At 62.3% G+C, this 22,066-nt stretch carries 17 protein-coding genes and 3 pseudogenes; 12 read left to right on the top strand and 8 right to left on the bottom strand.

What is annotated here, in order from left to right; all coding sequences use genetic code 11:
• Positions 1–644 precede the first annotated feature (644 nt).
• The 4 genes from EHW12_RS34290 (at position 645) to EHW12_RS34275 (ending at position 7,347) form a co-directional block, all read left to right on the top strand.
• Positions 645–4,706: a Pls/PosA family non-ribosomal peptide synthetase gene (locus tag EHW12_RS34290; RefSeq protein ID WP_125053580.1), complete on the top strand. Its 4,062-nt coding sequence runs from the start codon at positions 645–647 to the stop codon at positions 4,704–4,706.
• A complete protein-coding gene (locus EHW12_RS34285; RefSeq protein ID WP_125053578.1) occupies positions 4,703–5,443 on the top strand; it encodes a BPL-N domain-containing protein in 741 nt (246 codons plus the stop codon). The genes EHW12_RS34290 and EHW12_RS34285 overlap by 4 nt, the downstream gene beginning before the upstream one ends.
• Positions 5,440–6,675: a heparan-alpha-glucosaminide N-acetyltransferase domain-containing protein gene (locus tag EHW12_RS34280; RefSeq protein WP_125053576.1), complete on the top strand. Its 1,236-nt coding sequence runs from the start codon at positions 5,440–5,442 to the stop codon at positions 6,673–6,675. The genes EHW12_RS34285 and EHW12_RS34280 overlap by 4 nt, the downstream gene beginning before the upstream one ends.
• A 192-nt stretch (positions 6,676–6,867) precedes the next feature.
• Positions 6,868–7,347 (top strand): SRPBCC family protein, encoded by a 480-nt coding sequence (locus EHW12_RS34275; protein ID WP_125053574.1) that lies wholly within the window; start codon positions 6,868–6,870, stop codon positions 7,345–7,347.
• 357 nt (positions 7,348–7,704) lie between these two features.
• Here the strand turns inward: EHW12_RS34275 and EHW12_RS34940 are convergent, their stop codons facing one another.
• Positions 7,705–7,881: a hypothetical protein gene (locus tag EHW12_RS34940; protein WP_164490688.1), complete on the bottom strand. Its 177-nt coding sequence runs from the start codon at positions 7,879–7,881 to the stop codon at positions 7,705–7,707.
• Between the two features lie 455 nt (positions 7,882–8,336).
• On the opposite strand from EHW12_RS34940, the gene EHW12_RS34270 reads away from it, so the two are divergent.
• Together EHW12_RS34270 and EHW12_RS34265 are read left to right on the top strand one after the other, a co-directional pair.
• Positions 8,337–9,113, top strand: coding sequence for a hypothetical protein (locus EHW12_RS34270; RefSeq protein ID WP_125053572.1), 777 nt, complete (start codon positions 8,337–8,339; stop codon positions 9,111–9,113).
• A gap of 27 nt (positions 9,114–9,140) precedes the next feature.
• Entirely contained in the window at positions 9,141–9,317 is a 177-nt protein-coding gene (locus EHW12_RS34265; RefSeq protein ID WP_241199258.1) for a hypothetical protein, read from the top strand.
• 265 nt (positions 9,318–9,582) lie between these two features.
• On the opposite strand, the gene EHW12_RS34260 is transcribed toward EHW12_RS34265, so the two are convergent.
• From EHW12_RS34260 to EHW12_RS34245, 4 genes are all read right to left on the bottom strand, one after another.
• Positions 9,583–9,771, bottom strand: a complete 189-nt coding sequence (locus tag EHW12_RS34260; RefSeq protein ID WP_042926415.1) for a hypothetical protein — start codon at positions 9,769–9,771, stop codon at positions 9,583–9,585.
• Positions 9,772–9,800: 29 nt separating this feature from the next.
• The gene (locus EHW12_RS34255; protein WP_125053655.1) at positions 9,801–10,580 is read right to left on the bottom strand and encodes a SigB/SigF/SigG family RNA polymerase sigma factor; all 780 of its coding nucleotides are present in this window, start codon (positions 10,578–10,580) and stop codon (positions 9,801–9,803) included.
• Between the two features lie 91 nt (positions 10,581–10,671).
• Positions 10,672–10,920: a hypothetical protein gene (locus EHW12_RS34250; protein ID WP_125053570.1), complete on the bottom strand. Its 249-nt coding sequence runs from the start codon at positions 10,918–10,920 to the stop codon at positions 10,672–10,674.
• Positions 10,921–11,532: 612 nt separating this feature from the next.
• Positions 11,533–12,840: an ISL3 family transposase gene (locus EHW12_RS34245; protein ID WP_102999582.1), complete on the bottom strand. Its 1,308-nt coding sequence runs from the start codon at positions 12,838–12,840 to the stop codon at positions 11,533–11,535.
• A 134-nt stretch (positions 12,841–12,974) separates the two neighbouring features.
• Between EHW12_RS34245 and EHW12_RS34240 the strand changes: the two genes are divergently transcribed.
• Together EHW12_RS34240 and EHW12_RS34235 are read left to right on the top strand one after the other, a co-directional pair.
• Positions 12,975–13,676: an IS6 family transposase gene (locus EHW12_RS34240; RefSeq protein ID WP_125053568.1), complete on the top strand. Its 702-nt coding sequence runs from the start codon at positions 12,975–12,977 to the stop codon at positions 13,674–13,676.
• A 68-nt stretch (positions 13,677–13,744) separates the two neighbouring features.
• Positions 13,745–14,755, top strand: a pseudogene (locus tag EHW12_RS34235) (ISL3-like element ISPfr2 family transposase); the annotation flags it as partial.
• Between the two features lie 104 nt (positions 14,756–14,859).
• Here EHW12_RS34235 and EHW12_RS34230 read toward each other — a convergent pair.
• From EHW12_RS34230 to EHW12_RS34220, 3 genes are all read right to left on the bottom strand, one after another.
• Positions 14,860–16,308 carry an aldehyde dehydrogenase family protein gene (locus tag EHW12_RS34230; RefSeq protein ID WP_125053566.1) on the bottom strand — a complete coding sequence of 483 codons (1,449 nt, stop codon included), beginning with the start codon at positions 16,306–16,308 and terminating at the stop codon, positions 14,860–14,862.
• An 86-nt stretch (positions 16,309–16,394) separates the two neighbouring features.
• Entirely contained in the window at positions 16,395–17,261 is an 867-nt protein-coding gene (locus tag EHW12_RS34225; RefSeq protein WP_003941838.1) for an alpha/beta hydrolase, read from the bottom strand.
• 57 nt (positions 17,262–17,318) lie between these two features.
• Positions 17,319–17,723 (bottom strand): hypothetical protein, encoded by a 405-nt coding sequence (locus tag EHW12_RS34220; protein ID WP_003941837.1) that lies wholly within the window; start codon positions 17,721–17,723, stop codon positions 17,319–17,321.
• Positions 17,724–17,920: 197 nt separating this feature from the next.
• On the opposite strand from EHW12_RS34220, the gene EHW12_RS34215 reads away from it, so the two are divergent.
• The 4 genes and pseudogenes from EHW12_RS34215 to EHW12_RS34200 form a co-directional block, all read left to right on the top strand.
• On the top strand, positions 17,921–18,895 hold the full coding sequence (locus EHW12_RS34215; RefSeq protein ID WP_125053563.1) for a LysR substrate-binding domain-containing protein: 975 nt from the start codon (positions 17,921–17,923) through the stop codon (positions 18,893–18,895).
• Positions 18,896–19,169: 274 nt separating this feature from the next.
• Positions 19,170–20,434, top strand: a protein-coding gene (locus tag EHW12_RS34210) for an IS3 family transposase (RefSeq protein WP_241199257.1) whose coding sequence is annotated in 2 segments (ribosomal slippage) — positions 19,170–19,473 and positions 19,473–20,434 — 1,266 coding nt in all. Because the reading frame shifts where the segments join, the coding sequence is not laid out codon by codon here.
• Between the two features lie 91 nt (positions 20,435–20,525).
• Positions 20,526–21,676: pseudogene (locus EHW12_RS34205) on the top strand (IS3 family transposase).
• A gap of 128 nt (positions 21,677–21,804) precedes the next feature.
• Positions 21,805–22,063, top strand: a pseudogene (locus EHW12_RS34200) (IS30 family transposase); the annotation flags it as partial.
• Between the last annotated feature and the right edge of the window lie 3 nt (positions 22,064–22,066).

The raw sequence follows: 22,066 nt of genomic DNA, 5'->3' as shown, positions 1-22,066 counted from the left end.
GTTCAGTGATGGTTGGGCGCCCGTCGACCGGCTGGTCACTCGACGGGAGGCGGGGCGCCCGCTTCCTGCCGTTGCTGTGCGCTTGCACCCACTGAATGCACTGGGTGCGCTGCCACAGCCTCGATCACTGCAGGTTCATCCGTCTTCTATGGCACTTCGTCCGGGACCTTGGACTCAGTCGACACCCTTTACATCCCCGGTCCAATTCGGACAAAAGATGCGAATTCTCTGCACGTTAAGGGACATATTTCTCCACCAGGCCGACGGGCATCGACCGACACACGGTCGTCAGCGGCGCCACAAATTGCCGTGATGGGACTAAAGTCACATCCCGCGAGCTGCCGGAAGTTTGGTCACTTTCCGATAGTTTGCCGATCGCATTGCCTGTGAATTACCTGTAACTCTGCTGGCAGGGCCGATTTCCCGACAATCGGGACGAATCTGCTTCACCGGGGCACCAGGAATCGGATGGTCGGACTCGGCCGATTCGGTTGATTCGAGAGCTAGTTTTTTCGCCGGTGACGACGTAGCGTTCCCCTCTGCAATCACTCAGCTAGTTGAACTATCAAGCGTGCAGTGGCGCTGCGTTGTCGGGGTAGCGGCACGCCGCCGCGCGGCGGGGCGAAGCCCGCGAAAGGGATCTCATGCCGGAACACACCTTGTGGACTGACACGTGGACCGGGCACGGTCTTCGGTCGTCGCGGCCGCGCCGGTTGAATCACGTTTTCGAGGCCAGTGCGGATGCGGTTCCGGGTGCTGTTGCGCTCGAATGTGGCGGTGTCGCGTACACGTACCGTCAACTCGAGGAGCGGTCGAATCAGTTGGCACACGCGTTGATCGGCCGCGGTATCGGGGTGGGTTCACGGGTGGCGATTTTCCTGCATCGGTCGGTCGAGACGTACGTGAGCGTGTTGGGTGTCCTCAAGGCCGGAGCAACATTCGTGCCGATCGACCCCGGCGCCCCCTCCGATCGGGTGACCTATGTGGTCGAGGACGCCGCCGTTACGCTCGTGTTGACCTCGTCCGAGCTGACACCAAGGACCGAAGACTGCGCAGTCGAGTGCCTTTCGCTGGATGCAGCCACAGACGAGTTGAACACCCAAGCCCGGCATCGGCCGGTGCTGGATTCGCAATCGGATCCAGATCCCGCGTGCTACATCTTGTACACCTCGGGTTCGAGTGGCCGCCCCAAAGGAGTCGAGGTTGCTCAGTCGAGCATCTGCAACTTCCTCGACGTGGTCCCGGACGTGTACGACGTTCGACCCGACGATCGGGTCTATCAGGGCATGACGATTTCCTTCGACTTCTCGATCGAGGAGATCTGGCCCACCTGGGCTCGCGGGGCGACGATCGTCGCCGGGCCGACGGACAGTCGCCGCCTCGGAGGCGAGCTGGCGGATTTCCTCGACGAGAATGCCGTGACCACGCTGTACTGCGTGCCGACTCTGCTCGCCACGATCCCCCGCGATCTGCCCACGATCCGCAATCTTCTGGTCGGGGGTGAAGCGTGCCCGCGTGAGTTGGTCGAACGCTGGGCCCGGCCGGGGCGCAGGATCCTGAACACGTACGGACCGACCGAAGCCACGGTCACCGCGACGTGGGGTGAGCTTCGGCCCGGCCGAGCGGTGACGATCGGGCGGCCCCTGCCGACATATTCCGTGGTCATCCTCGATGAGCTCGGTGGGTTGGTACCGCGCGGGGAGGTCGGCGAGATCTGCATCGGCGGCCGCGGAGTCGCCCGCGGCTACGTCGGGCGCCCCGACCTGACTGCAGATCGGTTCATCGATCACTTCTCCGTACCCGCGGGACAAAAGCTGTACCGCACAGGTGATCTCGGTCGCTGGACCGCCGACGGGGACATCGAATACCTGGGGCGCGCGGACGCCGAGGTCAAGATCCGTGGTCACCGTGTCGACCTCGGTGAAATCGAGAGCGTTCTCCTCGAACATCCGTCGGTCGCCGAAGCTGTCGTAGCGCTCACAGCGGCGACACCGGGCGATGCGACACCGTCGGAGCTGTGCGCCTACATCGTCCTCGCCGATCAGACGGAGAGCGAACACCTGGTCGGAGAACTCGCGAAGGCACTTTCGCAGCGACTGCCGGCGTACATGGTGCCCACCTTCGTCGACGTCATCTCCTCGTTGCCGGTGATGCCGAGCGGGAAAGTCGATCGGTCCAAGCTTCCGGATCCGAGCCGCCGACGCTTCTCGGCGCCGACAGGGCCGATCGTCGCCCCGCGCACCGAGCACGAGGCGCAGATCCGCGAGATCTGGGCGCGCGCGTTCGGGGTCCCGGCGGACGAGTTGTCGGTCGAGGCGAATTTCTTCGACGATCTCGGTGGGCATTCGTTGCTGGCCGCCACAGTCGTCTCCGCTCTGCGTGAGAGTGGGATCGGCGCAAGCGTCTCGATCCGCGACCTGTATTCCCATCCCACCGTTCGCTCGGCCGCCGCCGCATTGGCCACGCCCGGTTCTCGGTCCACGGTCGCCGCGAATATCGCTCGCACCCATGAGGATACGGACGTCGCGCGCGCCGGCGGTATCCAGTTGGCGGTGATCTATCTGTTCCTGCTGATCACCACGCTTCCGGTCTCGTACGTCTATACCAAGAACGACGGTTTCGTGTCCGTGCCGGTGCTGTTCGAGATGTTGGCCGCCATCATGCTCACGTACCTCGGTGTCCGCTGGTTTCTTCCGGTGCTCGCCGCACGTCCGTTGGCCGCCGGAATCACACCCGGCCGCTACACGCTGTGGGGACCGACCTATTTGCGGCTGTGGACGCTCGACCTTCTGCTCGCGGTGGGCGCGTTGCCCGTGGTCAGTGGATCACCGCTGATGTCGATCTACCTCCGGATCCTCGGTGCGCGGGTCGGTCACCGCACCACCATCGCGACGTCCTCGATCTCGTTGCCGACCCTGGTCGAGATCGGTGCCGGCGCCTCCATCGGATACGGCGCCACGATCAGGCCCTGGCGCGTGGAGTCCGGGGTGGTCGTGGTCGACACGATCGTCATCGAACCCGGTGCCTGCGTCGGTGCGAACGTCGTCCTCGAACCCGGCTCGATCGTCGGGGCTCGCGCGGTGCTCGGTGATCAGTCTCTGCTTCCGTCCGGACACATCGTGCCCCAAGAAGCGCGGTGGGCGGGATCACCCGCGGCGCCCGCCGAATACGCGGACCCTGCAGTGGAGACGATGATGCGCGCCGACAGCGTCCGCGCCCGTTGGAAAATGCGTCACATCGCCGCGGCGATCGCCGGCCTGGCAGCGCTCGAAGTAGGTGCCATCGCCCTGATGGTTCCGGGTATCGCACTGGTGTGGGGTGCACTGCTCACCTGGGGTGTGCTGGCAGGGCTGGTGGCGACGTTGCTGAGCGGGCCGATCTTCGTGATCTCGGTCTGTGTGTTCGTCGCCGTCAACAAACACCTCGTGCTGCGCACGGCGCCCGCCGGAATGCATCTCGCCCGTTCCGGTCTCGGGATCCGCAAGTGGATGGTCGACAAGTTGCTCGAGTTCAGTTTGTTGTTCACGAACTCGCTGTACGCCACGCTCTACACCGCGCCGTGGTTGCGGCTCCTCGGGGCCGATATCGGCCGCGGGGCGGAAGTGTCCACCGTCGCGCACATCGATCCGGACATGCTCACCCTCGGCCCCGGCAGCTTCGTCGCCGACATGGCCAGCGTCGGTAGCGCCAGCTTCGCCAACGGCCGGATCATGTTCCAACCCACACGTATAGGTGAACGCACCTTCGTCGGAAACGCTGCCGTCATTCCCGCCGGCACAGATGTCGGAGACAACGCGCTCATCGGTGTCGCCTCGGTACCGCCGGTCACCGGTGTCCCCGACGGCACCTCGTGGCTCGGATCCCCGGCGATCTATCTGCCGAACCGTCAAGACAGCGGCGACTACGACGACGAACTCACCTACACCCCTCCACCGGAGGTGATCCGCGATCGGTACGTGATCGAATTCTTCCGCGCCACACTGCCACCCACCGTTCTCGGAGTGAGTTTCTACCTGTATTTGCTGGTTCTGTCCTCGCTGGCATTCGGGCGCGAACTCACCGTACCGGCCCTGGTCGCGCCGCTGGTGGCGATGGCATCGAGCTTGGCGGTGATCGGGTTCTGCGCCGCCGTCAAACGCAACACCGTCGGACGCTACACACCTCGCGTCGAGCCACTGTGGAGTAAATATGTCCGCCGCTCCGAATTCGCCACCGGACTCTACGAGAGCGCAGCCGTCCCGATCGGTGTCGGAATGCTCGTCGGCACCCCGTTCCTGCCGATGATCCTGCGATGGTTCGGTGCGAGCATCGGCAAACGCGTGTGGTTCGGAACGACATACCTCACCGAATTCGACCTCGTCCATGTCGGCGACGACGCCACCATCGGGACCGAAGCATCCTTGCAGACACACCTGTTCGAGGACCGCGTGATGAAAATGTCCACCATCACCATCAGAGACGGGGCCAGTATCGGGACACGCGCGATCGTCCTCTACGACACGATCGTCGGCGAACACGCCTCCCTGCGCCCCTTGTCACTGGTGATGAAGGGCGAAGAACTTCCCCCGCACACGAGTTGGCGCGGAATTCCCGCCGAAGCGATCCGCATCGCAGACACCCCCGCACACCCGACGCTGCCCGCTCAGACATCGAACCGCTTCGACAGTCCCGCCGACCTCCACGCCACCGAAGGAGTACCCGCATGAAATGGGTATCGCTGGCCCGCAACACCACCCGCCGACGCACCACCTACAGCACCTGCCCCCACCCGCGAGCACTCGTCTACCGCGGACCGGCATCGCTGCCCGGATGCCCCGAAGCCGTCGCGAACCTGCTCTCCTCGAGCCCCTGGAACTTCGACATACACTTCGTCGGCCCCGACGAGCACCTGCAGATCGACGAGTCGACCCTTCACTCGGCCGCGCTCTACGCCCAACCCGGCGGCGGCGACCTCGACGACGCATTCACACACCTACGCCGACACGTACCCGCAATCCAGCACTTCGTCCGCAGCGGCGGCCGATACCTGGGATTCTGCCTCGGCGGTTACCTCGCCGGACGCAGCCCCGGATTCGAACTACTCCCCGGTGACGCCGACCAGTACGTAGCCCTGCGCAGTGCCGAGCTACACAACACGAAAGGCGCTGTCCTCGAAATTGAGTGGCGGGGGCATATCGAGGAGATGTACTTCCAGGACGGACCGTACTTCTCACTCGACGAGCACTACCGCCAGTACTACGACAGTGACGCCGAGATTCTCGCCCGGTACCGCAACGGAAGCATCGCCGCACTGAAAATCGACTACGGCCACGGACGCGTCGGCGTTGTGGGACCCCATCCCGAAGCAGACGAAACCTGGTACCACGACAACGGATTGAACGCACCCGAACACCTGGCAACCGACCTGGGTCACCGCCTGATCAACACGGTGATGACCCGATGACCGCCGGCCCGCTCGCACCAACCGAAGCCCTTCCCGCCGCAACGAAACAGCGCCTTCTCGGCATCGATGCCGCCCGCGGCATCGCATTGCTCGGCATGATGGCCGTCCACTCCCTCGTCGCAGTCAGCGACGACGGATCACCGACCCTGTCCTACAGCATCGCGGCAGGTCGATCGTCAGCGTTGTTCGCCGTCCTGGCCGGAGTCGGCATCGCGTTCACCACCGGCCGAGCCCGAGTCGAACGCGGCGTCCGGGGAGCTACCGCGGCGTCACTGGCCGCACGAGCAGCCGCAGTCGGCGCCATCGGCTTACTCCTGGGCTACACCGACGCCGAATACGCCGTGGTCATCCTGCCGTACTACGCGATCCTCTTCCTCATCGCGATCCCCCTGGTCTACCTCCCCACCCGCATCCTCGCCGCCCTCGCACTAATGATCACCGTCGCCGTGCCCGGCATCATCGAAAAGCTCGGAACAACACTGCCCGCACCAAGTTTGGACAACCCCACCCTGCCCGGCATCATCGACCATCCCGCCCGCTGGGCAACCGAACTACTCCTCAACGGCGAATTCCCCGCCCTGCCCTGGACGGCATACATCTGCGCCGGAATCGTCATCGGCCGACTCACACTCACATCTGCCACCGTGGCCGGCGCCCTCCTGATGTTCGGCACCGCGCTCGCAGTCGCCTCACGAATCCTCTCCGAAATCCTCATCTTTCGGCTCGGCGGACTCGACCACCTCATCACAGGCAGCGACCTACCACGGCAAGAGGTACTCGACCTCATCTCCTACGGAGCCGACGGCTCCGTCCACGGATCGACATGGTGGTGGCTCGCCGTCGACGGCCCCCACAGCAGCACACCGCTCGACCTACTCGGCACCATCGGCTCCTCCACGGCAGCCATCGGAGCAATGCTGTTTCTCAGCCATCTCACCGGCACACGACTGGGAAAGCTGACCACCCTCGTCATGACGCCCTTGGCAGCGGCCGGCTCGATGACCTTGACGCTGTACGTGCTGCACATCTGGTTCATCAACTCGAACTACGACACCTACAGTGCCTGGACCGGATACCTCCTCCAAGTACTCGCCGCCACCACAATCGGCATCTTCGTCAAATACACCACCGGACGCGGCCCCCTCGAAGCATTCGTCACCACAATCGCCAACCGAACCAAACGAACAGTCACGGAACGGACCAGCGCACCAGCCACCGCACACCACGCATGACCGTGCCGGAAGAAGCGCATCCGAGATCGAGCCTGATTCCATTCAGTCACACCGATCGACACAACCCGATAATTCACTCTTGCTCTGCGGACGGCGCTGCGACCTGGGCGAACGCGAAGACACACCTGACCCGTGGTTCCACGTCGACTGCTGCGTTGTGTATCAGTTTGCTGAGTGGGTAGCTCGAAGGTCATGAGTACCGTGACCGAATCCGTTGACGTCAACGTCCCCATCTGTACCGCCTACGACCAGTGGACTCAATTCGAGTCGTTCCCCCACTTCATGTCCGGAGTACGGGAAATTCGACAAATCGACGATGTGCACACACATTGGATCCTCGAAATAGCCGGACAAACACGGGAATTCGACGCCACCATCACCGAACAGCACCCGGACGAACGCATTGCGTGGAAATCGGACGCAGGCCCCGATCATGCGGGTGTGATCACCTTCCACCGATTGGACGACTCGCACACCAGGGTGACAGCGCAGATGGACATCGACCCTGATGGCTTCGTCGAAAAGGTTGCCGACAAACTCGGAGTCCTCACCCACAGAGTCAAAAAGGACATGGAGAGCTTCAAGGAGTTCATCGAATCCCGCGACCAGGAAACAGGCGCCTGGCGCGGAAACATCGAACGTCCGGACCAGATACGCCCCGACGAAGTCTGAACTCCCGCATCCCGCATGCCGAGGGACTGCATGCCGAGGGACTGCTGCGGCAGGAGTAGGCGCCGGCCACCGGAAGCGCGATCGCCCATCGGCGGCACGGTTCCCCCGGGGGGTACTACGGCTTCCCGAGGCCAACACGTACGTGCCGAGGGTGCCGGTGTCGTTTGCCACGTGAGGACGAACGAAGCCACTGGAAGTCCAGGCACATCACCACGGTAAGACCGACACCTAACATCACGAGTAACAGAACCACGTTCACCATCGCCACTGCTCCCTCTGACATCGAATTAGCCACTCACACCACGCAAGGCAGAATTCTCAGACGCATTCCGGACGCGTGCGTTCCGGTAGCTGGACTCAGGCAGCGGTCACGCCATGAATCGATCGGACCGATACGCGCATCCTCGACGTCGCGGACAAACCACGTGCGATCGGTTCTTCCGCCTCGAAACGCTCGATTGCGAGTGCGAGGCCCATGACCTGTCGCCACCACCGCTGACGTTCCTCGGATTCGGTCCACACGATTACATCCATCACTGTCTCCTCATCAACCCTGGGTTTGTTACCCAGGTCACAGATTTTGGAAACGTAGGACACGCGAAATTATGCAGTGGAGAGAAGCGGGGACTCGCGGTGTGTCGCCGATAACCAATCCTCCTCGAGGCCTCCGAAAACAGATCCGAAGACACGAAACGAGTACAGCCGAAAAAGGAGCTTGCGAACTGACCCGCAGTCCAATCCACTCGGCCCCGTCGACGTCGATGCGGTCACTTCACAGGCTGCACAACACTTCTCGTGGGTGTGTTGATACGGCTGCGAGCCGTTGCGCTCAAACACAGGCGACAAGGGTCACGAACCTGACCGTACGCCGCTGCAGGCGAGGAACATGATCAGCCCGCTGCGGATTCGGACGCCGCCCCTGAGGCGAAGTCCGAAGCCGAACGACGCCTATGCTCGGTATAAGATCTCGCGAGAGAGTGGAGCCAGATATGAGTCCGAACAGCACCTGGCTCGACACCCGAACAACCCAACTACGGGGCACGCTTCTCGGCCTGGGGCTGACGATCACCGACTCCCAGGCCCGCGTCCTTCTTAACGACAAACTCGACGACTACGCCCGCCTGATGCACGTCACCCGGCGCACCGCCCAACGACACTTCACCGACGAACAGCTCACCATCTTCGCCAACTCCCTCGCGGCGGCCATTTCCGACGAGGCACCCGGCGCACGACTGATCGAATTCGAACGCACCATCCCCATGCCCACCAACGCGCTCGGCCTGACTATCGCCGCCCTGGCAGAAGCGCTGAAAGTTGCTCACGGCAATCTCGAAGACCACTCCCTGACCGACGGCTTGTCCCACCTGTCGACTCTGGGCATGATCGCCGCCGACGCCCGCACAAGCACCCGCACCGGTACCGTTCCCATGCCCCGGCCACTGCTCCTGCGGATCGCCCGATTCCTCGACAACACCGCGAAAACGGTCAGCGAAGGAGCGAACCTGCCCGACGGCCTCGACGAAAACGCGCGAGCACCCTTCGTCACCACCCTCCAACAAGACGCCGACGGACTACGCGCCCTCGCGAACACCGAAGACGGTGACTCACCGAAACTTTGGCGTATCCCTGCGAGTAGCGAAACATCGCCCCGTCGCGAAAAAGCCAATCGACGTCATGCCGCAGTCGAAACAGAGCCGAACGCCGCAACGGAAGGCGCGCACGGGGATGCGATCCGCAGCGGACGACCTCGCCCCACGGAATCTTGACCTGCCAACACATGTGAGGAGTTACTCGTGAGGCCTATCGCCAGTTTCAGCGCCATGTTCGTGTGGGCCATCCTGCTCATCGCCGTCGTCGGCATCGCCGTGAGCCTGACCCAAGGGGCGTGGGCTCCCACCGTCGCCTGGGCGATCGCGCGCAAGCGCGGCCGCGGCTGGTCTGATACGTCTGCGACACCGGCAGATCGGTAGCACCCGTACATTGAGAGCTGTTCCCGCGCGGCGAATACATCGCGCCCAGCACGACAAGAACGATCACCCCTGACACATTCCACCGACTCCGACGGCTACCCTCTCCGCGGCCCAGATCTTTCCGCTGGCATTCGTAAGCGCCCAGGGGGACGGGCCTTGGGGCCTTGCGTCTGACGAATCCCCGGAATGGTTATCGAGTACAGCTCAGCGTGTTGAAAGCTGGCCTGTTGAAGTCAGTACTGCTGTATTCAGTACTGCGCGTTCGTCATTCACCACCGACTCCGCGGTCCGTGGGAAATCGGTAGACCCGAATTCCGCCCTCGCGATCGGTGTATTGAATGCTCCAGAGCGTGCGATCCACCTGCCCCAACTCGATACTCCGGACAGCTTCCTCCAAGGTCGGGTACTCAGCAGTGCGCTGCGCAGCACCGTCGTAGAGAAAAGTGAAATGCATTCGATCCTCGTCCTTTCTTCCCAGTCAGGTCAGGCTGCGACCGCGACCGGCCGGGGCGCAAAGGAAGACGAGGCTCGCAGTTTCGCGAGACTTTGGGCGAGGAGCCGAGAGACGTGCATCTGCGACACTCCGATCTTCTCCGCGATCTCCGCCTGAGTCAGTTCCCCGAAGAACCGGTAAATCACGATGATGCGCTCACGCTCGGGCAGAGCGAGGAGCGCCGGCCGCAGCGTTTCCTGATTGTCGATGCCGTCGAGGGCAGCATCGAACTCCCCCAACGTATCTGCGATCGATCGACCGTCACCGACGGCGGCTGCATCGAGGGACGCTGCATGATAGGAATCGCCGGCAGCAACGATCTCCGCGACCTCGGCGGGCTCGACTCCGAGCTCTTTCGCCAGCTCCGGCACCGTCGGCTCACGCCCGAGATCCTGCGTGAGCGCGGTGCGTGCTTTGTTGAGCGCAAGACAGTTTTCCTGCAACGAGCGCGGCACCCGCACATCCCATCCACGATCCCGGAAATGCTTACGCACCTCCCCCATCATCGTGGGAATCGCGAAGGCGAGAAAGTCTTTGCCCTTGGCCAGATCGAAACGGTTCACCGCACTGACCAGACCGACGCTGGCCGCTTGGACGAGATCTTCGTGCGCTTGTCCGCGGCCGCGATACCGCAAGGCGATATGGCGAGTCAGCGGTAGACATAGTTCGATGATCTGCGTGCGCAGACGCTCGCAGCGTGCGTCGTCTCCCGGCAGAGAAGCCAACTCTTCCAGCAAGCCCGCGACCTGTGCGTATTCGGCGTCCTTCATGTGCCGGCTCACGCGATCACCAACTTCTGCCGGGTGGCCGTTGCTCGTGCGTATCGTGCTGCGCGCATCGTCTTCTCCTTCACAGTCGCGCTCAGGGGTTGATCGCCTGCAGGACTACGCGGAATGAGGCCGCCGCGACCAGGGCGAACGCCACTGCGGTCAGCGGGCCGGCAAGGACGGACCCGACTGCGCCCAAGATTCCGGCGATCACGATCACCAGGACGAGATCGAGCGTCACCCGCCACCACCAACCTCGGGAGGCGACAGGGGTCGTGATCGGCGATCGCCGATGCGCAGAGGCCCGCCCGACGTCATATGAGGAGGTCATGGCAGTTGTCATTCACACTCCCGGGCTCCACGTGCTCACACACAGCTGTCTGTTCCGATGTCGTAAATCTATACCAACCAATGCAGATAAGCGACAATTAGAGCGGCAGAGAAAACAGGGATCGAGGGCGCCGTGAGCAATCTCCCCTTGGGCCCACCTGCACATTCAGGTACCGTGCTCGAGTTCTACGCCGGTTCACCGCCTGAACTGACCGACCGCCGGGACAGTTTCGTTGATTGCCGCAGCGGATGCAGGGGCGTTATCGAACAGCCGGTCGGTATCGACATCAGCCGTTGACCGATACCACGATCTCGCCACTTCGCGGGGAGTGATCACCAACGTCTATCCGCGTCGCAACCGCTGCAGAATGGCATCGAATTACGGGCGCGAGGCTTCGCACCGCCGGCATGATCGAGATGAACATCCTCGGTCCCCCACCAACCCGCGCCAGCCTGGAACGAGGGCCGAACACTACGCTTCTCCGTCACTTGTCAGGAACGCGGCGATATACCTACTGACACACCGCCGAATAACGCGCGTCTGGCGCAACAGGAATCTCTGGACGACACAGCCAGCACCAGGAGTGCTGCCCGCCGCCTGATCGGTTTCTGGGCTCTTCCGTTTCTAGAGTGCGTTGATGCGTTCCCGGAGCTGACCGGAATGGATCAGTGACCGCAAGATGTAGTGGTCGAGATTTCGGAATCCGAGTGCAATACCACGAAGGTGTTCGAGCCGACCGTTGATCGCCTCGACCGGACCGTTTGAGGCCCCGGTATCGAAATATGCCAGGATCTCCTTCCTCCGTTTCCAGAGACTACGACCGAGCTGAGCCAACTCCGCAAGCTCTGCCGGTACACCGGATTTGATGCGTTTGAGCGTTTTGAACATGGTGAGTTTCCCGGTTCGCTTGTCCGGGTCGGAATAGGCTGCGACCAGGTCCTGGTAGAGATGTTCTGTGACTTCGACGTCGATGTGCTGTTCGTCGGCGAACACAGCCTCGAGCCGCGCTTTCTGCTTGTCGGTGCGCAATACCTTGCGGGTGAGCAGAACCCTTTTGATACCGTAGAGCGGGTCACCGGAGCGGCCGCGATGCCCGAGTGTGACCTGCTGAATCCGCTGCCGGCACACGGTCAACTTTTCCGCAGCCAAGTGCACTACGTGGAAGGGATCCATCACCGTCCGTGCCTGCGGTAATACGTCCTTCGCGGCGCGGTGGTAGCCAGTGAATCCGTCCATCGACACGATCTTCACCCGATCCCGAAACGCCTGATCGCGCGCGCCGAGCCATGTCCTGAGCGCAGCGGCGGAACGACCCGCAACCATATCGAGCAGCCTGGCGGGGCCGGCCCCGTCGATGACCGGGGTCAGATCGACGATGACAGTTACGAAACTCGGATCACCCTGTCCGCGAACATGTTTCCATTTATGCTCGTCCACCCCGAGGACTCGGACCTTGTCCAGATGCCCGGGCTGGGCGTGAACGAGGTTGTGCACTGTGGACAGGGCGAGGGAGTTGACCACGTCCCAACTCACTCCCAGTACCTTCGCCACCGCGGAGACGGACATTTTCTCGACCGCCAGGCAATGGAGAATCCAGCGGGCGGTGCGGCGGGTAGTGGAGGCTTTCGGAGCAGCGACCCGGTCTATGCGCTGGCGGAACACCGATACCGCACAGCTGTCCTGCTCGCAGACGAACCTCGGTAGCCGCACCTGCAGTCGGGTGGGATGCCCGACGACAGGCAGGTCGGTGAGGGTGCGGGTGACGTGGTCGCGGAGCTTGCCGCAATGACCGCAGGACGGGCACATCGGATCTTCGACAACCGGTCGGCATTCGATGTGGGTGAAGGCCTCGCCGATGGCGGCGCCGGTGATGGTGACACCGAGTTCGACGGTTCGGCAGATGGTATCGGCGACAAGCTCGGTAGGCTGCAAGTTGGGTCCTGGGCGGCGAGGGGATCAGGCGTCAAGAACCTTCATCCTCACACCCCAGGACCCGCTTTCACGCCACTACATCTTGTGCGGCATTGTCAAGTTGTTGAGATCCGCTGATCTGGGATGATCTACGGGTGTCGTCAACGTACAAGGGGTTCCGGTTTCCGCGGGAGATCATCGCGCACTGTGTGTGGCTGTACCACCGATTCACCCTCTCGTTCCGCGACATCGAGTTACTGATGGCCGAGCGCGGGGTCGAGGTGACGTACGAGACGATCCGCACCTGGTGCGCGAGGTTCGGGCCCGAGTACGCCCGCCGGCTTCGACGAAAGGTGCCCCGACCAGGTGACAAGTGGCATCTCGACGAAGTGTTCATCAAGATCGGCGGCATGCAGAAGTATTTGTGGCGGGCGGTGGACCAGCACGGAAACGTGCTCGACATTCTGATCCAAGGGAAGCGGGACGGCAAGGCGGCGACCAGGTTCTTCAAGAAACTCCTGAAGCGGCACGCTCGCCCGCCGCGGGTGCTGATCACCGACAAGCTCGCTTCGTATCGTGTTGCCCACCGGACGATGATGTCGACAACTGAGCACCGGCAAAACAAATACTTGAACAATCGGTGCGAGAACTCCCACCAACCCACCCGCCAACGTGAACGAGCGATGAAGGGCTTCCGCACTGTCAGCTCAGCACAACGATTCCTCGCAGTGTTCAGCCGGATCTCGCCGCACTTCCGCCCACCCCGGCACCGGATGGCTGCCACCGACCACCGCACCGAACTGGCCATCCGATTCCAGGTATGGGATCAGGTCACCGAACAAACCATCGCTCCCTGACCGACCTCCCCGTGCGATGCCTTGCCGCACCCCAAAACTGCTGTACTCCAGACAACTTGACAACACCGCCACGCGCGAAGCTCTCGCGCACCGGGCTGCGGTGGGCGCTGGAAGGGATCGTGGTCGCACACCTCACCGTCGCCCGTGTCGCCGAGGGACTCGGGCTCGCGTGGGACACCGCCAACAACGCGGTCCTGGCTGAGGGCAAGCGGCTGCTGATCAACGACCCCACGCGGTTTGAGGGCGTGAAGGTCATTGGCGTCGATGAGCACGTCTGGCGCCACACCAGGCGTGGCGACAAGTACGTCACCGTGATCATCGACCTCACCCCGGTCCGCGATGGCGCCGGCCCAGCAAGGCTGCTGGACATGGTCGAGGGCCGGTCGAAGGCGGCGTTCAAGACCTGGCTCGCCGACCGCGACGACGCCTTCCGTGACGCGGTCGAGGTGGTCGCGATGGACGGCTTCACCGGGTTCAAGACCGCCGCTGCAGAGGAGATCCCGGACGCGGTCACGGTGATGGATCCCTTCCACGTCGTGCGCCTGGCCGGTGACGCCCTCGACAGGTGCCGGCGCCGGGTCCAACTCGCGATCCACGGGCACCGTGGGTTCAGGGACGACCCGCTCTACAAGTCGCGGCGCACGCTGCACACCGGCGCGGACCTGCTCACCGACAAGCAGAGCGACAGGCTACGCGCGCTGTTCGTTGATGACGCTCACGTCGAGGTCGAGGCGACCTGGGGTGTCTACCAGCGCATGATCGCCGCCTATCGCCACGAGGACCGGCAACGTGGCCGCGAGCTCATGGAGAAGCTGATCACCGACCTCAGCGCCGGCGTCCCCAAGGTGCTCACCGAGCTCACCACCCTGGGCCGGACCCTGAAGAAGCGAGCCGCTGACGTGCTCGCCTACTTCGAACGACCCGGCACCAGCAACGGGTCGACCGAGGCGCTCAACGGACGGCTCGAACACCTGCGCGGCTCCGCACTCGGGTTCCGCAACCTGACCAACTACATCGCCCGAAGCCTGCTCGAGACCGGCGGCTTCAGACCCCAACTCCTACACCCCCGATTGGGATGAGCCCCCAAACCGGCAGAAATGATCTGAGGCGTTCATGCGAAGACGCCGTCGGCTGATGTCGTGGACGAACGAACCACGTGCGTGGATCAACGGCAACCACCGCTCTACAGAACGTCGATGCCGGTCAGAACGAGCACCTTCTCCTCAGTGAGATCTTCCATTGCCGAAAGGACTCCCTCTTTGCCTGTCCCAGAGTCCTTCACGCCCCCGTACGGCATCTGATCGGCGCGGTAGCTCGGGACATCACCGACGATGACTCCACCGACGTTCAGAACACGTGAGGCGCGAAAAGCGGTCTGCAGGTTTGAGGTGAAAACCCCTGCCTGCAAACCGAACCGAGACTCATTGACCTTCTCGAACGCATCCTCGTCCGAGGAGACCTTGCAGAGCGCCACGACAGGTCCGAAGACTTCGTCGTCGAGTACCCGCGCGCCGCGGGGCGCGTCCTCGATCACGGTGGGCTCGACAACGGCCCCCACTCGTCCGCCACCGGTGAGAACGGTCGCACCGCCTGCCACCGCCTCGTCGATCCACTGCTCCACACGCACGGCAGCACGCTCGTCGATCAGTGGACCGACATCGGTAGCGTCGTCGTCGGGTGCACCGGTGGACAACATGCCGATCCAGGACAGTATCCGTTGCCGCATGCTCTCGTAGTGCTTGTCGTGCAAGAATACTCGCTGCACAGCGATGCAGGACTGACCAGCTTGGTACATCGAGAACCGCGCAATTCGTTCGGCCGCGAAGTCCTGTCCGGCTTCATCGGACCAGTCTTCACACACCACGACGGCGGCGTTTCCTCCCAATTCGAGCGTGACGTGTTTTCGCGGCACCCGATCGCGGATGGCCCACCCCACAGGAACCGAACCGGTGAATGAGACCACCGGCAGACGCGGATCCTGGACCATCTCCGAAGCCTTTTCGTTCGAGACGGTCAACACGGACCACGCGCCTTCTGGCAGTGACGTTTCCGCCAGCAGCTCACCGAGCACCAGACTCGACAGCGGTGTCGCTGGCGCAGGCTTGACGATGATCGGCGCACCGACGGCGAGCGCCGGCGCAACTTTGTGGGCGACCAAGTTGAGCGGAAAGTTGAACGGGGCGATCCCGAGGATGGGGCCGCGCGGGACCCGGTGAACCAGAGCCAAACGACCGTCCGAGCCTGCATCGGTATCGAGTCGTTGCATGTGTCCACTCCAGCGCCTGGCCTCCTCGGATGCCCACCGGAAGGTGGTAGCGGCGCGGGTAACCTCGACACGCGCCCACTTGATTGGCTTGCCGGATTCGGCTGAGATGAGCTGGGCAATCTCCTCGTGGCGGTCGTTCAGACGCGTTGATATGTGTATAAGAGCGTCTGCGCGGATATGCACGGGTGTACTCGCGAATTCGGTGGCCACCGCCGAGGCAGCTGCGATCGCGGACTCGATGTGCACCGGATCCGCCTCGGACACAGTTGCGACAATCCGACCGTCGAATGGATTGCGGATCTCGATACGGCTATCGGTCGTCGTCGCCTCGCCGGCGATCAGGAATGGAAAGTGTTTAATGCTCATCGGTATTCCTCTTCGAAGTGTACAAACAACTGCTCGCCGACCCCCTTGTTGCGGTGGCCGGCGAGCGCGTTGATGTACTGGACAGGTCAGACGGATGCAGCGGTGGCTGCGTTCTTCTGGAGAATCTCGAGCGCTTGGATGAGGTAGGTGCGGAAGACTGCGTGGTTCTCGCTCATCGGGAAGTGACCGATGTCTTTCATCTCGATGAACTGCGCGTTCTTGATTTGCGCGGCCGTTCGGGCGCTGTCTTCCGGCGTGGTCAGGTAGTCGTAGTCGCCGGTCAACATCACGACGGGGCAGCGATCGCCGTCGATCTGATCGAGCTTGTCGCGCAGATCGTGATCGACCGAGTAGAAGTGCAGGTCGCCCTTGAACGCTTCGGATCCCTGGGTGTAATAGAACCAGGTCTTCCAGCGATCTGCCTCCGGTGACTGGGGAGCCATGAGATCCCACGTGCCGCTGGCGCACACCTGCGCTGCGTTCGCGTGCGGGTGCTGCCACCAGTCGAGGTAGAAGCCAGGCGAGTAGTCGGCACCTTCGACAGGGATGACGCCGGCGAAGCGATCCGGATTGCGCAGCGCAAGCTGCAGGGCGATGTTGCCGCCGAACGAGGATCCCATGAAGATCGGATTCTCGAGTTCGAGCGCATCAACGAGTGCAACGATGAAATTGGCGTAGTGGTCAGCCGAGAGTTTGTATTCCTCGGTCCACCACTCGGTGTTCTCCGGCGGATCGGACTTTCCATGTCGAGGTAGGTCGTAGGCGATGACGCGATAATTCGCGGTGATCTCTTCGTCTTCCAGCAGCCCGCGCCACTGATGGTTGTGAGCCCCGGCGGTGTGCTGGCACACCAAGGGCTGACCGGTGCCGTTCTCCAGGTAGAAGACCTTGTACAGCAGGCCGTCGACGTCGACGTCGACGTAGTGTCCCGTCACCGGGGAAATCTTGCTCATCTCGAGGGTTCCTTCGTTGGGGGGAGATTTTGAACTGGTTTGGGTGGCGCTGGTGAATCAGACCGGCACACCGACAGTGCGGAGCAGTTCGATCTGGCGTGTCACGCACCGCAAGTTCTGCATGAGAACCAGCACGTCGCCTTCGAGCTTCATGTCCCGTTGGAATGAGGCAGCCCAGATCCCGTGGTACATCGGCGCGGGTACTGGCACGCCGAACCCCTGCCAGGTCTTGGCACTGGCCCGGATGGCGAACTGGTACGGGCGGTCGAGGGGGCCGGGATCGACCGTGATGGCGTGTACTTTGCCGGTCGTCATCTCGACGACGAAGGTATGTGTGCCCATGTCCAAGAGGTACGAACAAGTGAAGTACTTGCCGTGCGCCTGGATTTCGGGATCCTGATCCGAGGCCTGCTCGAACGCATCGGCCCACTGCTGGGGGGTCTGAGTGATGGTGGCAGTCATTGTTTTCCTTCGTCGACTTGTGTGCCGGATTATTTCTGGAACGGGGATGATCGAAGGGTGATTGCTAGTGCTTCACCGTCGCGAACATGACACCCATCACACCGACAATCGACGGGTACGTCCAATACCAATGACCCTTCCGATCGATAGGAAACAACTATTGGTGTGCATCTACCTGGCCGAATAGCATCGGCGATGTGCGCTTACCCCTGGAGTTGAGGCCGCTGTCGTACTTCGTGGCGGTGGCGGAGGAACTGCACTTCGGCCGTGCGGCTGCACGGCTCCATATCGCCCAACCATCTCTGAGTGTTCAGATTCGAAAGCTTGAGCACTCTCTGGGGACAGCGCTGTTCATTCGTGACAGCCGTCATGTGGCCCTGACGCCGGCAGGGGCGAGGCTCTTGGAAGGAAGCCGTCAGCTACTCTCGGATGCCGAGCGCATTGCGTCGCTCACCCGGCAAGTCGGCCGCAGTGCGCGCAGCAATCTCGTGATCGGATTCCAGGCGAATGCTGCCGCTGAGCTGACCCCGGACATCCTGTCGGCATTTCGCTCGATGCACCCGGATGTCGAGGTGGAAATGCAATCGTTCGACTTCTCCGACCCCTACGTCGGACTAGGCGACGGCACGGTGGACGTAGCGTTCATCAGGCCGCCCGTCGTCGTTGCGGACTGGCTCGCGCTCGACACCCTTTTCATCGAACCGCGAGTGCTGGTCGTTAGCTCGGACTCCCCTCTTGCGCAACATGATTCGATCAGTGTCGAGGATCTCACAGGTCAGCCATTCGTTGCTCGTCGCAGTACCGACGAGTGGCGTGACTTCTGGCTCGCACTGAGCTCTCGCGATGGGCATGACGTTCGGCTCGGAGCCGAGGTTTCAACGGTCGACGAGTGTTTCGAAGCGATCTTGTCGAAGAAGGGCGTCGCGTTCTCGCAAGCATCGACGCAGCGGTTCTATTCTCGGCCAGGACTAGCGTTCGTTCCTGTCACCGGCATACCACCAACGCCGTTATCTATCGGTTGGCGATCAGACGTCGATTCTCTATTGACTCGCGACTTCGTAGAGGCTGCTCGCAGCGTTGCTACAGCCCGCCCTGTGCCGAATTCATGGATGCCCGCGGTCGAAGGTGTGACCTCCTTGCTCGACCGTTTTCCGGCCAAGCTCACTTCGTAACGTCTCGCCGCGCACTTGAGGATCGGGCTAGCCGGTCCTGGCAGTGAGCGCAGTCTGATCGCCGTGCGCACCTGGCAGCGACTTCCGCTACTACTAAATATTGGCGACGGCAGGATGAATCATCCGTTTTGTCGATGGTCAAAACGCACACCCAATCTTGGTGTCTTGACAGATATAGAAGCATCCCGGCGAGTCCGAAGACTTTGATGTGCCCTCGGTTTGAATCGCTCTGGGTTCGGTGGAGACTTCTGGCCTTGGAAACGAGGATGGAAGCATGCCGAATGAACGGGTGTCAGGGAGGCCGACGACGCGTCGGTATTCGCCGGAGGAGAAGGCCGGTGCGGTGCGGATGGTCCGGGCGTTGCGGGCCGAGTTGGGGACCGAGCATGGGACGACAGCGCGGGTTGCCTCGCAGTTGGGTTACGGGGTCGAGTCCGTCAGGTCGTGGGTCAAGCAGGCCGATATCGATGACGGTCTGACTGTGGGAGTGAGCACCGCCGAGGCCGATCGGATCAAGCAACTCGAGCAGGAAATCCGAGAACTGCAGCGCGCCAACGAGATATTGAAGCGTGCGGCGTCTTTCTTCGGGGCGGAGCAGGGCCGCCAGCACAAGAGATGACCGCGTTCATCGATGCCAATCGCGGCGATGTCATCGCGGGTCGGAGGCTTGGGGTCGAGCGTATCTGCAAGGCCTTGCAGATACCTCCGAGCAGCTACTACGCCACCAAAAGCCGACCGCCGTCAGCTAGATCGGTCTCCGATAGCCGGTTGCGGCCGGCGCTGCGGGGGTTGTGGGAGGAGAATTACCAGGTATATGGGGTGCGGAAGCTGTGGAAAGCAGCCCGAAGATCGGGCATCGATGTCGGCCGTGACCAGGTCGCGCGGCTGATGCGTGCCGAGCAGATCGCTGGTGTGCGGCGAGGGAAGAAGGTGCGTACCACCCGAGCAACGGCCGGGGCGGATCGGCACCCCGATCTGGTTGGGCGGGATTTCACTGCGACTGAGCCGAACCAACTGTGGGTCACCGACCTCACCCACGTCCCGACCTGGGCGGGAATGGGCTACGTCTGCTTCATCACCGACGCTTACTCTCGGATGATCGTGGGCTGGCGCGTCGCGGCGAACATGCGCACCCAGGTAGTGCTCGACGCCATCGAGATGGCCCGCTTCAGTCGCGGCACACGGTTGACCGGGCTGCGCTGCCACAGCGATGCGGGCAGTCAATTCACCTCGGTCCGCTACGGCGAACGGCTCGCCGAACTCGGTGCAATACCGTCGATCGGGACCGTGGGCGATTCCTACGATAATGCTCTCGCCGAGAGCGTGAACGGCTACTACAAGTACGAACTCATCTACGGCCCAACGCATCCTGGTCCATGGCGCAGCATCGACGACGTGGAACTGGCGACACTGTCGTGGGTGCACTGGCACAATCACAGGCGGCTGCATGGTCACTGTGGCGACATCCCGCCAGCAGAGTACGAGAAGACGTTCTACGCTACTGAGCAGGGTGAGCAGGCCTTGGTTGAAATCAAATAGCCAGAGCCTCCATCAGACCCAGGGCGATTCAGTTTGGCCGAGTCGGTGAACTTGGTTTTCTGGCTACGATCTTGTCCAAGGAGGCAGGACCATGCCGAAGAGATATCCCGAGGAATTTCGCCGTAAGGTCCTCGATCTGGTCGCCGCAGGACGGCCGATCGCGGAAATCGCCCACGATCTCCAGGTCAGCGACCAGACGATCTACGGTTGGCGCAAACAGGACCTGATCGACACGGGGCAGGTACCAGGACTCTCACGCCTCGAACAATCCGAGCTCACCTCGGCGAAAAGACGTATCCGTGAACTCGAGAACGAAGTCGCAATACTGAAACGGTCCCGTGAGCTGCTGAAAGAGCCACACGACCCAAAAGGCGATTCGCGGCCATAGCGACAATGGCCGCGGAAGGACTACCTGTGCAGGCGTCCTGTCGCCTACTGAAGGTGTCCGAAGCGGGGTACTACGAATGGCGCAACCGACCACCGTCACTACGCGCTCTGCGGCACACCTGGCTACTTGAACAGATCACCGCAGTGCATGCCGCATCTCGCGGTACATACGGCGCCAGGCGCATTCACGCCGAGCTCACCCTTGGACTCGGTCTGTCCGTCGGACACAACCAAATCGAGGCCGTGATGTCGCGCGCCGGCATCAAAGGCCTACCCGGGACCAGACGGCCGAAATCTCGACATCAGACACCGACAGCCGGCGACCTGGTCAACCGGATGTTCACCCGTGAACAGCCAAATCGGTTGTGGGTCACTGATATCACCGAACATCGCACTCGTGAAGGTAAGGTTTTCTGCGCGGTTGTCCTGGATGCGTTTTCAAGACGGGTCGTGGGGTGGTCGATCGATTCCAGTCAAACCTCCGCGCTGGTGACCAACGCGCTCTCGATGGCCATCTCCAACCGTGCACCGCTCGAAGGAACCGTGATTCACTCCGATCACGGGGTGCAATTCACGTCGTGGGCATTCACCGATCGAGCCAAACAATCAGGTCTCGTCCCCTCCATGGGATCTGTCGGTGACTGCTACGACAACGCCACAATCGAATCATTCTGGGGCAGAATGCAAACCGCGCTTCTAAATCGAAAACGGTGGCGTACCCGGATTGAACTGGCGAACGCTATCTTCGAGTATCTGGAGATCTTTCACAACCGTCAACGTAGACATTCGAGCCTCGGAATGCGCACCCCGATAGAGTACGAATTGCATCATCACACGAATCAGCCAGTTGCCTGAAACCAGCTATGTCGACTCCGTGGAACCCAGGGCACATCAAAGTCTCCGGACTCGCCGGTGCGATTCAGTCTCGTCGTGTCAAGAAGGGGCCTGGCCGGCGCCCACCCTCCGACAAGCGTCGCCGCTTCATGGAATTGCGAAGCCGGGGGTGAGCATCCGCGCAGCCGCCCGCGAAGTTGGAGTATCCCGCGCGTCCGGCACCAACTGGGCCCGCGGCTATTCGGTTTATCGCGCCGGACAACTGGTGCGGACCGTCGCTCCGTTGGACCGACTCGCGTCCGCGCCATCAGTCCGCGATGCCTATTGGCAGACGAACGTATTCAGGTCGCCGATCTACGACGTGAACGGCTGAGTATCCGACAGATCGCTGCACGTGTGCGAGGTCGTGTA

The organism is Rhodococcus sp. NJ-530 (genome assembly GCF_003860625.1).
In the GTDB taxonomy this organism is placed as follows: Bacteria; Actinomycetota; Actinomycetes; order Mycobacteriales; family Mycobacteriaceae; genus Rhodococcus_F; species Rhodococcus_F qingshengii.
The sequence above is the reverse complement of the archived record's forward strand: the minus strand, read 5'-3'. Positions and strand labels throughout refer to the sequence as shown.

Coding starts and splice junctions, on each gene's coding strand:
- EHW12_RS34270 (WP_125053572.1), top strand. CDS start 8,337: ATGAGTCCGAACAGCACCTGGCTCGACACCCGAACAACCCAACTACGG.
- EHW12_RS34275 (WP_125053574.1), top strand. CDS start 6,868: ATGAGTACCGTGACCGAATCCGTTGACGTCAACGTCCCCATCTGTACC.
- EHW12_RS34940 (WP_164490688.1), bottom strand. CDS start 7,881: ATGGATGTAATCGTGTGGACCGAATCCGAGGAACGTCAGCGGTGGTGG.
- EHW12_RS34255 (WP_125053655.1), bottom strand. CDS start 10,580: ATGAAGGACGCCGAATACGCACAGGTCGCGGGCTTGCTGGAAGAGTTG.
- EHW12_RS34285 (WP_125053578.1), top strand. CDS start 4,703: ATGAAATGGGTATCGCTGGCCCGCAACACCACCCGCCGACGCACCACC.
- EHW12_RS34230 (WP_125053566.1), bottom strand. CDS start 16,308: ATGAGCATTAAACACTTTCCATTCCTGATCGCCGGCGAGGCGACGACG.
- EHW12_RS34220 (WP_003941837.1), bottom strand. CDS start 17,723: ATGACTGCCACCATCACTCAGACCCCCCAGCAGTGGGCCGATGCGTTC.
- EHW12_RS34250 (WP_125053570.1), bottom strand. CDS start 10,920: ATGACAACTGCCATGACCTCCTCATATGACGTCGGGCGGGCCTCTGCG.
- EHW12_RS34290 (WP_125053580.1), top strand. CDS start 645: ATGCCGGAACACACCTTGTGGACTGACACGTGGACCGGGCACGGTCTT.
- EHW12_RS34280 (WP_125053576.1), top strand. CDS start 5,440: ATGACCGCCGGCCCGCTCGCACCAACCGAAGCCCTTCCCGCCGCAACG.
- EHW12_RS34260 (WP_042926415.1), bottom strand. CDS start 9,771: ATGCATTTCACTTTTCTCTACGACGGTGCTGCGCAGCGCACTGCTGAG.
- EHW12_RS34225 (WP_003941838.1), bottom strand. CDS start 17,261: ATGAGCAAGATTTCCCCGGTGACGGGACACTACGTCGACGTCGACGTC.